This is a genomic window from Microcystis sp. M090S1, assembly GCF_020246295.1.
GTDB lineage: Bacteria > Cyanobacteriota > Cyanobacteriia > Cyanobacteriales > Microcystaceae > Microcystis > Microcystis aeruginosa.
Genome location: NZ_JADBTF010000422.1, coordinates 1 through 11,190 on the forward strand (window position 1 = coordinate 1; position 11,190 = coordinate 11,190).

Genomic DNA, 11,190 nt, shown 5'->3' on the forward strand with positions numbered 1-11,190 from the left:
AGAGCGACCATAAGACCAGAACAGAGTAAATCTGTTAAGGCAGGTGCGAAAAATCCTTCGGGAAAGAAGCAGAAACCTAAATCGTGAGGTTTGGGAATCACCGTCCGTTTACGGCGGTGAGGATGTCAAGTTTGTTACCTAACTTTACAAAACCCTCTCGCCTAAGATTTTAGCCGATCTCTGGCCTAGAAAAACTTCGGTTAGCCGAAAAAATGTCAAGCCTTCGCTAAATTTCTTAACATTTCAGCTAGAGATTAGCGGAGAAATATAGAATAAAGTCAGGGGAGACTAGGGATCCCCACGGGGATTAGCCCCTAGGAGGGAGTTATGACTTATCTGCTCAAAGATCGGCGATCAGCAGGGAGACTATTAGCTAGTTACTTGACAGAATATACCAATAGTGCTGGGGTGCTAGTTTTGGCTTTGCCCCGGGGTGGGGTTCCGATCGCCTTTGAAATTGCCCAAAGGTTACATTTACCGCTAGATCTGTGTTTAGTGCGAAAATTAGGTGTACCGGAGCGCAAAGAGTTAGCTTTTGGGGCGATCGGTCAAAATGGTGTGCGGGTAATCAATGAAAGTATCGTTGACGACTTGCACCTATCGGAGGCGATGATGGAACGGGTAGCAAAGGAAGAAATGATCGAATTAGAGCGACGCGATCGCTTGTATCGAGGGGAGCGACCCTTTCCGTCCCTGACGGGAAAAACGATTATTCTAGTAGATGATGGTATCGCTACGGGAGCAACGATTAAAGCGGCGATTCTGACCCTGAAAGCTAGAAACCCCGCTGCTATTATTATTGCTGTTCCTATTGCCCCTGTGGAAGTCTGTGAGCAATTAGAAAAATTAGTTGATCGAGTAATTTGCCTACATAAACCCTACGAATTGAGATCAATTTCTCTTTGGTACGAAGATTTTTCCCAAACCAGCGATGAGGAAGTGCAAACACTTTTAGCCACCGTCGATAGTTCTTTGATTCAAGTTTAGGGAATTAGGAAGTGGGGGAGTGGGGAAGTGGGGGAGTGGGGAAGTGGGGGAGTGGGGAAGTGGGGGAGTGGGGAAGTGGGGTAGTGGGGGAGTGGGGAAGTGGGGAAGTGGGGTAGTGGGGAAGTGGGGGAGTGGGGAAGTGGGGAGAATAAATAACAGCAATCTCCTGAATTCAGGAGTCAGAATTGAGACTTCCGAATTCTAACTTCTGACTTCTACGGCATCGGTATCAACGGCATTGGTTGGGGAAGAAACTTCGGTTTGATTCTTGACTGTCCCCGGACGGCGATTGCGATAATCAAGAACTAATCGCGATAATTCCGTGGTTAAAAGGGTGAGGACAATACCATCATCGATCCAACCAATAATCGGGAAAACGTCAGGAGAAATATCGAGGGGGCTAAACAGATAAACCATAGTTCCCAGAATGATAATCCAACGATATTGGGGGTGAGTGATTTTGCTGCTGTACCAGTTGTAAAAAGATTCAACAATCGGTTTCATTAATTTGTCCTCGTTGACGGCGATAATTTAATTTTGTCAGGTTGTCCCTGGGGCTGATAGTGAGGTTTTACCCCCATTATCTAGGGTGATATCCGCTAATTAATCAAAAAAAAAATGCCCAGAAGAAAATTCACCTTTAGGGATGAGCCTGAAGTATTATTACTGGATGCTTAAGAGGGGAGATAGTGGCATCTTTATCCCCTATAATAGGCGATAACAAACTAATCAATTATCTGCCAGTTTAAGGATGGAAACCCTCTTTCATCTAGTTACTTTTGCCTTTGTCTTCGCTTTTGGTGCCTCGGTGGGCAGTTTTTTAAACGTGGTCATCTATAGATTACCTAAGGGGATATCTCTAGTTTATCCCCCTTCCCACTGTCCGAAATGTCACCATAGGTTAGGTAAAAGCGAGAATATACCTGTTTTAGGCTGGTTATGGCTAGGGGGTCGCTGTCGCTGGTGTAGAACCGCGATTTCTGTCCGTTATCCAGCGATCGAAACTTTTACCGGTGTGTTATTTTGTCTGGTTTTAGGAGATTTTAGCTTTTCTTGGCAGACCCTCGGCTATTGGATTCTCCTCAGTTGGTTATTAGCTTTAGCTTTGATTGATTTTGACACGATGACGCTTCCCAACTCCCTCACCCAATCGGGATTAGTTTTAGGGATAGTTTTCCAAACTCTTTTAGGTTGGCAAAATAATCAAAGTGTTATCTATCTCTTTTCAGCGATCGCTAGTGCGGTTTTAGGAGTCTGGTTATTTGATCTGATCCGGTGGGGGGGAAGTTTTGCCCTCAGACAGCAGGCCATGGGGGGAGGAGATGCCAAATTAGCGGCCATGATCGGTGCTTGGTTAGGATGGCAAGCATTATTAGTCACCGGTTTTCTGGCCTGTGCTATTGGGGCGGTGATCGGTATGACGGGCATTTTTCTGGGTAAAATGGCAAAAAAACAAGCTATACCCTTCGGCCCACTTCTTGCCCTCGGCGCTCTGATGAGTGTCTTTTGGAGTGATAAGATCATCTCAGCCTATCAAACCATTTTTTTCCCTTTGTTGTAAAAAAGCTATCTTGTAATTAGGGCTTGCTGAATAATGGTAAAACCCTTTGAAAATAAGGCTTTTGACCTGTTAAAATCCGATGTTCATGCTGCGAATATAGGATTAAGACCTTCAAAAACCTTGCATTATCCTTCTTTTAGTACATAAACTGGTACAAAAAAGAGGGCAACAAAGCCTGAAACGACCGGCTCCTGACTCGGAGACTCCTGACTCCTAACCCCACCAACAAACTTTTTGCCGCAAACCCTAATTAAATCTTGATACAATAGTCTTCCGTGTCTTGGATCACCATTAGAACAACCCCCAGTCTAGGGTAAGCCGATTGGCTACAGGAAATGCTCAAAGCTCACGACATCCCCAGTCCCGTTATCGCTATTGGCCTTGGTATTTATTGCGGCCAGGGGCATCAGGCCGCCCTACAAGTGCGTCCCCAAGATCGCTGGACAGCACTTTTGTTATTAAGTCCTCTAGAGGAAAGTCGATAAATTGTCTTTATTTTAAACTATGTCTCTATTTGATTGGTTTGCAAATCGCCAAAAAACAGAACCCAAGGTTCAACAACAACAGGAACGAGAAATAGCCGATGGTCTATGGACCAAATGCCCAAATTGCGGCGTTTTGGCCTATACGAAGGATTTATTAGCTAATCAACTGGTTTGTCTCGATTGCGGTCATCATAATCGGGTGGAAAGTGAAGAAAGAATTCGCCAGTTAGTGGATGCTAATACTTGGAATTGCCTCGATGAACAGATTCGACCGACGGATCCGCTCAAATTTCGCGATCGGAAAAGTTATAGCGATCGCCTGCGGGAAACCCAAGAAAAAACCGGACTGACGGATGCTGTCCGGACGGGAACGGGGACGATCGATGGTTTACCCTTAGCTTTAGGGGTGATGGACTTCCGTTTTATGGGGGGTAGCATGGGATCGGTGGTGGGAGAAAAACTCTGTCGTTTGACGGAACAAGCTACCGATGAACGTTTACCCCTCGTGATCATCTGCGCTTCCGGTGGGGCGAGAATGCAGGAAGGAATGTTAAGTTTAATGCAGATGGCCAAGATTTCCGGTGCCCTTAACCGGCATCGAGAAGCAAAGTTACTCTATATTCCTGTCCTGACTAATCCCACCACGGGAGGAGTCACGGCCAGTTTTGCCATGTTGGGAGATATTATTATCGCCGAACCAAAGGCTACTATCGGTTTTGCCGGTAAACGGGTAATTGAACAGACTTTGCGCGAGAAATTACCGGAAGGTTTCCAAACATCGGAATACCTATTAAAACACGGGTTTGTCGATGCGATCGTTCCCCGTACCCATCTCAAGAAAACCCTCGCTCAATTAATCAGTTTACATCAGCCCTTTTTCCCCTTGTTATCCCCCCTCAACAGTGATCATCACTACAGTCAACCGGAGTTAATCCCTCTGAAAACAGCCCAAGGTCAAACAACAGTTTAATCCCTGTAAGACGGCACTGGAGTTGAAGGTCTGAGCATTTGTACTAAAATATCCCGATAGGCAGTTTAAATGTAGTACAGCTTACTTAACTGGGTTGACAATGATCGCAAAGTCCAAAAAATTCGAGAGTGTGGTAATAAACCTTGAATTGGTGGGATTTTTCGAGTTTTTCTTCTAATTCGTGAACGGGACACTCATTAAAGACGATAGACCGACCGCAATGAATACAGGTAAGATGGTGTTGATCCTGCTGAACGGAACTGTAGAGGGATTCTCCTGTGGCTAGGGTTCTCACCTGCACTGCTCCCTGTAGTTTTAGGGATTCTAGGGCGCGGTAAACAGTGGCTAACCCCATATTTTGGTCACGCTGACGGAGTTCCACAAACAATTCTTGAGCGGATACTGCCCGATTTAAGGTTTTGAGTAAGTGGATAATGCGCTCTTGCGATCGGGTGCGTTGGGATTTCATATCAAAAAGGTCAGCGATCAAAGTTAATTCTATGCCAAAAAATTATCAGTGCTGTATTTATGTTACCCTGCGCCCCTCGGTTCTCGATCCGGCGGGTACGGCGGTAGAGTCGGGATTAAAGCAATTAGGTTATGATACTGTGGCTGGGGTGCGAATTGGTAAGTATATTGAGCTTACCGTAACAGCAGCGGACGAAACCAGCGCCCGCGAACAATTGGATCAAATGTGCGATCAACTATTGGCTAATCCTGTGATTGAAAATTATCGCTTTGATTTGCATTGTCAGGAGATAGGGGATAGGGATTAGGGGATAGGGAAATGGGGAAATGGGGGATTAGGGGATAGGGAAATGGGAGAATGGGGAAATTCAACTAATACCCTAACACCCATCTGATGAGAGCTTTTTGCAAAATGAATTAACCAAGTTAAAAATTATGAAGTTTGGGATTATTGTTTTCCCTGGATCGAATTGCGATCGAGATGTGGCAACGGTGACGGAGGGGATTTTTCAGCAACCTACCCGCTATGTTTGGCATCAAGAGACGGATTTAGCGGATTTGGATGTGATCGTGGTGCCGGGGGGATTTAGTTACGGCGATTATTTGCGCTGTGGTGCGATCGCTCGGTTTTCGCCAGCGATGAAAACTGTCCGAGAAGAAGCCGAAAAAGGTAAATTAGTTTTAGGCATCTGTAACGGTTTTCAGGTATTAACGGAAATTGGGCTGCTACCTGGTGCGTTAATTCGTAATCGCGATTTACATTTTATCTGCGATCGAGTGCCGGTAAAAGTGGAAAATAATCAATCTGTCTGGACGCGAGGTTATCAACCGCAACAGGTGCTTAATTTGCCGATTGCCCACGGGGAAGGGCGTTATTATGCCGCAGAAGATACGTTAAAATCTCTGGAGGATAACGGACAAATTCTCTTTCGTTACTGTACTGCCACAGGAGAGGCAAATGAGTCGGGAAATCCTAACGGATCGTTAAATAATATTGCAGGAATTACCAATAAAGGAGGAAATGTGCTAGGAATGATGCCTCATCCCGAACGCGCCGCCGATCGGGTGCTCAATTTGACCGATGGGAGTCTGTTATTTCAGGAGTTGATCAATTGTTGTTGACTAGACCTCTTGTAAAAATCAAAAATTGTTGTTAGGGTCAGGAGTCAGTAGCCGGTCGTCAGGAGTCAGGAGAATTAAAAATGAATAATAATCAATTAAATGGTCTATTTACCGACTTTAGGCAATTTAATCCTTATTTTTGCCCTTTTTCAACCCTCAAGTAGTTGGGTTTTTGGGGTTTTGGGGTTTTAGTTGAAATTTCCCTGATAACTGATAACTTACCCACTGATAACTGATAACTGATAACTGATAACTGATAACTGATAACTGATAACTGATAATCCTGTGGCTGTTTTAAAAGATAATCGGGCTACCGTCCAAAAGGTTCTTTGGATCACCCTACTGCTGAACATTTTGGTTATGGCGATCAAAGCGGGGGTGGGTTTGAGGATTGGTGCTTTAAGTCTGCAAGCGGATGCTCTCCATAGTGTCACCGATAGTGCCAATAATGTCTTGGGATTAGTAGCGATGCGGTTTTCCTCTCCCTATCCCGATCGAGATCATCCCTACGGACATCTGAAATACGAAGCGATCGGAGCTTTAGCGATCGCCGCATTTTTGGGGATTGCCTGTTTTGAAATCTTGCAAGGGGCGGTCATGAGTATTATCAAAGGAGGCAAACCCGTCGAGATTGCAGGTCCTGAGTTATGGCTATTAATTATCGTTTTAGGGGTGAATATTTTTGTCACCTATTATGAAAGATCGGTGGGGCAGCGTGTCGGTAGTGCGATTTTGATTGCCGATGCTCGTCATACCATGAGTGATGTCTGGGTGACAATTACGGTTTTATTGGGTTTAGTCGGGGTTTGGGTGGGCAATACGGCTAATATTCCCCAATTACAATGGTTAGATGTGATTTTGTCCTTTCCCGTCGCTTTTTTGGTGTTTGGCAGTGGTTGGAAAGTCCTGATGGAGAATTTACCTTTTTTAGTGGATGAAATGGCGATCGCTCCTGAAGTGATTCATCAAATTGTGATGGAGGTGCCGGGGGTGCTTAATTGTCATGCGATCGCGTCTCGGGGAGTGGTGGGAAGACAGGTATTTATAGAAATGCACCTAGTTGTCTCCGCTCAAGATGTGGAAACTGCTCACGCAATCACGGAAGCGGTAGAAGCAAGATTAACCCAACAATTTAGCCCTGTGAGAATTTTAATTCACGTTGAACCGCCGGATTATCGTTCCGATCAGATCACTTTTGATGAAGAAGTGTGAAGCAAAAAGGCCTAAAATAAGTAGCAAACTTTTGCTAGAGGTGGCCATGACGACGGAGAATCAAGCTAGAAGCATAGTAATTACTGGTGGAGCAGGATTTATCGGCTCGAATTTTGTTCATCATTGGTGCGAGAATTATCCTGAGGATCGTGTAATTGTTCTTGATGCTCTTACCTACGCGGGCAATTTGAATAATTTAGCGACACTGAAAGATAGAAAGAATTTCCGTTTTCTGCAAGGGGATATCTGCGATCGAGCTTTAGTTGATGAATTATTTGCTGGTGAAAATATCGATACAGTTGCCCATTTTGCCGCCGAATCCCATGTGGATCGATCGATTCTTGGCCCTGGGGCTTTTGTGCAAACTAATGTGGTGGGAACTTTTACTCTATTAGAAAGTTTTCGGCAACATTGGTTAAGTAATCATCAACCCGATAACTATCGTTTTCTGCACGTTTCCACCGATGAGGTTTATGGCAGTTTAGGAGTAGATGATCCGGCTTTTACCGAAACTACTCCCTATGCTCCTAATAGTCCCTATTCTGCCTCAAAAGCGGGGAGTGATCATCTAGCGAGAGCTTATTTTCATACCTACAGAATGCCGACAATTATTACTAATTGCTCTAATAATTATGGTTCCTACCATTTCCCAGAAAAGTTAATTCCTTTGATGTGTATTAATATTCTTTTGGGTAACCCTTTACCTGTTTATGGTGATGGTCAAAATGTTCGAGATTGGTTATATGTGCGGGATCATTGTCAAGCTTTAGATACAGTTATTCACAAGGGAAAAGCGGGAGAAACCTATAATATTGGCGGAAATAATGAGGTAAAAAATATCGATTTAGTCAGGATGTTATGTCATTTAATGGATGAATTAGCACCCGATTTACCCGTGAAACCCGCTCAGAATTTAATTACTTTTGTCAAGGATCGGCCCGGACATGATCGCCGGTATGCTATTGATGCCAGTAAAATTCGCACTGAATTAGGTTGGCAACCTCAAGAAACGGTAGAGGGGGGATTAAGAAAAACCATTCAATGGTATCTCGATCATCGGGATTGGTGGCAACCTTTGTTATCCAAAGAATATCAAGAGTATTATGGGAAAGTTTACGGTTAGATAAGGGTAAAAACTTTAATCTTAATTTTGGGTGTGTTAGCGAAAACTAACACACTTAAACCTTGTACCTCACCATTAAGATATTGGCGTTATTTTCGATAATAGCCAATGGCTGCCGACCCTTTCCTCGATCGCCACTTGTGGAAATACCGCCGGGATGAGTTAGAATCGGAAAGGAGAATTTTTTAGTAACCATGATCAAATTACGTCTAAAACGCTTTGGTAAAAAACGCGAAGCCAGTTATCGTATCGTTGCGGCCGTTAGCACCAGTCGTCGCGATGGTCGTCCCCTAGAGGAATTAGGATTCTACAATCCCCGCACCGATGAAGTGCGTCTCGATGAAGAAGGGATTATCCGACGCTTACAACAAGGAGCGCAACCGACGGACACCGTACGCAGCATTCTCACCAAACAGAAAATTTTCGAGAAAATCAATGCCTAGTACCCCCAATTATCTCGAACTGGTGAAATTTATGATCGAGCCGTTTTTGGAAGAGCCGGCCAGTCTGAGATTGGATATCGAGCGCTGTAAGGAAAATGAACGTCTTTGGGTGCGTGTAGCCTTCGATGATGCCGATAAAGGCAAAGTTTACGGCCGGGGAGGACGCAATTTACAGGCGATTAGAACTACCCTAGAAATGGCGGCCGCAAATGCCGGTCGCTCTCTTTATCTAGAAGTCTATGCGGCCGAAAATGAAGGCGAACAGCGCCGCACCCGTCGTTCTAATGGTAACTTTGAAGGTACGGAAAGAAGACCGAGCAATCGCCGACCACCCGCACCCCGGCAGCTCAACAACTAACGAGCGATTTTAGGAAAACAGGGAAGGGGTTTCATCCTCTACCCTCTCCAGTTGCTCTAATTGCTGCCAAACTTTGGCGAGTAAAGTGGTTAATCCGGCTCCCGTCACGGCGGAAATAGTCAAAATCTCGGCATTGGTTATTTTAGCAAACTGCTTTTGGTAGTTATCTATCGTTTCCTCGTCCACAGCATCAATTTTGTTGAAAACCAGTATTTGCGATCGCTTTTCCAATTCCCGACCATAGGCGGCTAATTCCCCTTGAATAATTTGATAATCGGCGATCGGGTCTTCTGCTGTCAAGGAGACAAGATGAATTAACAGGCGTGTGCGTTCGATATGGCGCAAAAATTCGTGTCCTAAGCCGATTCCTAGGTGCGCTCCCTCGATTAATCCAGGAATATCGGCGAATACCGTCCCGTCTCCCGTGGGTTTGCGTACCACTCCCAAGTTAGGAATGAGAGTCGTAAAGGGATAATCGGCGATTTTGGGACGAGCAGAGGAAACGGCCGAGATTAGGGTGGATTTTCCCGCATTGGGCAGCCCGATAATGCCCACTTCCGCTAATAACTTCAATTCTAGGCGTAAATGGCGTTTTTCTCCCTCTAAACCAGGTAAAGCGTATTCGGGTGCGCGATTATTATTACTTAAAAAGTGGCGGTTGCCTAATCCCCCTTTTCCCCCGGCGGCCACGATTAAAGTCTGTTCGGGAGTGACCAAATCGCCGATAATTTCCTCGCTATCGAGATCGTAAACCACTGTACCACAGGGAACTTTAATAATGCGATCGCTCCCGTTGGCTCCCGTGCAGTTGTTGGGGCCGCCCCGTTTACCGTCATCGGCCTTAAAATAGCGACTATACTGGAAATCTAGCAGGGTTTGCAGGTTCTGAGTCGCCACGAAAATCACCGAACCACCTTTTCCCCCATTACCTCCGGCCGGACCGCCGGCGGGGACGTATTTTTCCCGACGGAAAGCGACAATTCCATCACCTCCCTTACCCCCTTCTACTTCTATTTCGGCGCGATCAATAAACTGCATAAGACTAAGTAGTTAAAGTGAAAAAATGCTCAAGATCAAAGCTGTTATAGGTTAACATCTTGCCAATTTAAAGCTTCTGCGAATCCCTGAAAATGTTTGACATTGGTAGTAGCGATGACTAGATAACGGCTCGGATCTTGTTTTTTTAATAACTGCCAATGAGCAAGAATAATAATATCTACGTCAATATTGTAATTATCAGCCGTTTGTTGGCCAATCTTTCGAGTTTCTACCCAAATTTGTGACGATTCTAACATCACCTCGGTATCTAAATTATCTAGGCTATTAAAGGAATTTTTCTTGACCGATTCTAATAATAGGCTTTTTCTGACTTCATAATCACAGCTATCGGAACTAACTACATAAGCACCCTTAGACAAAAGTGAATAAGGCCAATCTTCCCAGTTTACCCGCTTTTTTAGGATGAGTTAATCAACCCAAAACCCCCGAATCGATAAAGACAATCATCCTTGGCTATAAAGCTTTGAACCCAAAGGACGATCATTATCAATCGCAGTCTGAAAATTGAGGAAAGACTGGGAAATTTCTTGGTCTTGCTTATCGGTTATTTGTGACCGTTTTTGTCGTCTTTGTTCTAAGATAGCCAAAGCCGAACGATTTCGTTTAATTTGCTCTTTTCGATCCCAATCTGGATAATTGACAAGTTTGGGTTTTAATTGATTCATCTCTTTAACTGGAAATTGTCTATCATAATCTTAGCCGATCCTTTGACCAAGAACAAGAGGTAACAGGGGGTGCATCTCATTTTTGTAAATCTACTGAGTTGGGATTTTTAAAGGGAAACTCTCTGCTAAAATTGGGCATTACTTCCGATTTTATCACTCAATCCAAGCCTTAAACCCCCCGTCAGGGGAGGAGCTTCGTCCCCCGAACCTTTGACTAACTAATAGAGTTCAACCTATTAATTTTATCTTAACAGACAACAATTATAAAATTTTATTTTGATAATAAATCGGGTCAATTTTTCTTTTCAGCGATCGCCCTATAGCTGACCGCATAATTCTTTTGTACTAAACTTTGAGGTTTGCAATAGGGGGTAAATACAGAAACGAAAATTCTCTCTAAATCTCCTCAAATTTCCAGAAACCTTCTGACTCCCTCTAGCTAGATGGTTAAAATAAGTAGCTTTTAAGAGAGATAGATTTTGAGAGGGTTATCAGCTACAATCAAGACATGAAGCTAGTTGAACGCCATATCATACTAAATCCCATCCTTGCTGGTCAGAAATTGACCGAGCTGCTTTTTTGTCAAAAAATCTGTTCAATCTAGCTAATTACCACTATCGCCAATATTTCTTTGTTGAACACAAGAAATTAAGGCGTTGCTGAATTAAGCTATGAATCAGTAAGGAATAGGCACTTCTTGAAACTTCAGATAATGAATTAATAAACGAATAGAGTAT

General features: G+C 44.1%; 16 protein-coding genes. 10 read left to right on the forward strand and 6 right to left on the reverse strand.

Annotation, left to right across the window (positions count from 1 at the left end; all coding sequences use genetic code 11):
• Positions 1 to 327: 327 nt before the first annotated feature.
• Entirely contained in the window at positions 328 to 987 is a 660-nt protein-coding gene (locus tag IM477_RS18595) for a phosphoribosyltransferase (protein ID WP_287733007.1), read from the forward strand.
• A 201-nt stretch (positions 988 to 1,188) separates the two neighbouring features.
• On the opposite strand, the gene IM477_RS18600 is transcribed toward IM477_RS18595, so the two are convergent.
• Positions 1,189 to 1,491, reverse strand: coding sequence for a YkvA family protein (locus IM477_RS18600; RefSeq protein WP_002762481.1), 303 nt, complete (start codon positions 1,489 to 1,491; stop codon positions 1,189 to 1,191).
• A 247-nt stretch (positions 1,492 to 1,738) separates the two neighbouring features.
• Here IM477_RS18600 and IM477_RS18605 point away from each other — a divergent pair, with 247 nt between their 5' ends.
• The 3 genes from IM477_RS18605 (at position 1,739) to accD (ending at position 4,003) form a co-directional block, all read left to right on the forward strand.
• Positions 1,739 to 2,548 (forward strand): prepilin peptidase, encoded by an 810-nt coding sequence (locus IM477_RS18605; protein ID WP_287733008.1) that lies wholly within the window; start codon positions 1,739 to 1,741, stop codon positions 2,546 to 2,548.
• A gap of 335 nt (positions 2,549 to 2,883) precedes the next feature.
• Positions 2,884 to 3,033, forward strand: a complete 150-nt coding sequence (locus tag IM477_RS18610; protein WP_190380310.1) for a hypothetical protein — start codon at positions 2,884 to 2,886, stop codon at positions 3,031 to 3,033.
• Positions 3,034 to 3,052: 19 nt separating this feature from the next.
• Positions 3,053 to 4,003 (forward strand): acetyl-CoA carboxylase, carboxyltransferase subunit beta, encoded by a 951-nt coding sequence (gene accD, locus IM477_RS18615; protein WP_287733009.1) that lies wholly within the window; start codon positions 3,053 to 3,055, stop codon positions 4,001 to 4,003.
• Between the two features lie 85 nt (positions 4,004 to 4,088).
• Here accD and IM477_RS18620 read toward each other — a convergent pair whose 3' ends face one another.
• Positions 4,089 to 4,472 carry a Fur family transcriptional regulator gene (locus IM477_RS18620; RefSeq protein WP_002802309.1) on the reverse strand — a complete coding sequence of 128 codons (384 nt, stop codon included), beginning with the start codon at positions 4,470 to 4,472 and terminating at the stop codon, positions 4,089 to 4,091.
• A 31-nt stretch (positions 4,473 to 4,503) separates the two neighbouring features.
• On the opposite strand from IM477_RS18620, the gene purS reads away from it, so the two are divergent.
• From purS to rfbB, 4 genes are all read left to right on the forward strand, one after another.
• Entirely contained in the window at positions 4,504 to 4,779 is a 276-nt protein-coding gene (gene purS / locus IM477_RS18625) for a phosphoribosylformylglycinamidine synthase subunit PurS (RefSeq protein WP_271949601.1), read from the forward strand.
• 127 nt (positions 4,780 to 4,906) lie between these two features.
• Complete coding sequence (gene purQ, locus IM477_RS18630; RefSeq protein WP_287733010.1) at positions 4,907 to 5,593, forward strand: phosphoribosylformylglycinamidine synthase subunit PurQ; 687 nt, start codon at positions 4,907 to 4,909, stop codon at positions 5,591 to 5,593.
• 285 nt (positions 5,594 to 5,878) lie between these two features.
• Complete coding sequence (gene cdf31 / locus IM477_RS18635) at positions 5,879 to 6,805, forward strand: CDF family zinc efflux transporter Cdf31 (protein ID WP_287733011.1); 927 nt, start codon at positions 5,879 to 5,881, stop codon at positions 6,803 to 6,805.
• A 46-nt stretch (positions 6,806 to 6,851) separates the two neighbouring features.
• The gene (gene rfbB / locus IM477_RS18640; RefSeq protein ID WP_287733012.1) at positions 6,852 to 7,928 is read left to right on the forward strand and encodes a dTDP-glucose 4,6-dehydratase; all 1,077 of its coding nucleotides are present in this window, start codon (positions 6,852 to 6,854) and stop codon (positions 7,926 to 7,928) included.
• Between the two features lie 55 nt (positions 7,929 to 7,983).
• On the opposite strand, the gene IM477_RS18645 is transcribed toward rfbB, so the two are convergent.
• Positions 7,984 to 8,124, reverse strand: coding sequence for a hypothetical protein (locus IM477_RS18645; protein WP_287733013.1), 141 nt, complete (start codon positions 8,122 to 8,124; stop codon positions 7,984 to 7,986).
• Between IM477_RS18645 and rpsP the strand changes: the two genes are divergently transcribed.
• Together rpsP and IM477_RS18655 are read left to right on the forward strand one after the other, a co-directional pair.
• The gene (gene rpsP / locus IM477_RS18650; protein WP_002736858.1) at positions 8,123 to 8,371 is read left to right on the forward strand and encodes a 30S ribosomal protein S16; all 249 of its coding nucleotides are present in this window, start codon (positions 8,123 to 8,125) and stop codon (positions 8,369 to 8,371) included. The two genes, IM477_RS18645 and rpsP, sit on opposite strands and share 2 nt — an antisense overlap.
• Positions 8,364 to 8,729 (forward strand): KH domain-containing protein, encoded by a 366-nt coding sequence (locus IM477_RS18655; protein WP_287733014.1) that lies wholly within the window; start codon positions 8,364 to 8,366, stop codon positions 8,727 to 8,729. The genes rpsP and IM477_RS18655 overlap by 8 nt, the downstream gene beginning before the upstream one ends.
• Positions 8,730 to 8,738: 9 nt before the next feature.
• On the opposite strand, the gene obgE is transcribed toward IM477_RS18655, so the two are convergent.
• From obgE to IM477_RS18670, 3 genes are all read right to left on the reverse strand, one after another.
• Positions 8,739 to 9,767, reverse strand: coding sequence for a GTPase ObgE (gene obgE / locus IM477_RS18660; protein WP_287733015.1), 1,029 nt, complete (start codon positions 9,765 to 9,767; stop codon positions 8,739 to 8,741).
• Positions 9,768 to 9,811: 44 nt separating this feature from the next.
• Positions 9,812 to 10,147 (reverse strand): PIN domain-containing protein, encoded by a 336-nt coding sequence (locus IM477_RS18665; RefSeq protein WP_249267894.1) that lies wholly within the window; start codon positions 10,145 to 10,147, stop codon positions 9,812 to 9,814.
• A gap of 84 nt (positions 10,148 to 10,231) precedes the next feature.
• Positions 10,232 to 10,453 carry a hypothetical protein gene (locus IM477_RS18670; protein ID WP_079206340.1) on the reverse strand — a complete coding sequence of 74 codons (222 nt, stop codon included), beginning with the start codon at positions 10,451 to 10,453 and terminating at the stop codon, positions 10,232 to 10,234.
• Positions 10,454 to 11,190: the final 737 nt, after the last annotated feature.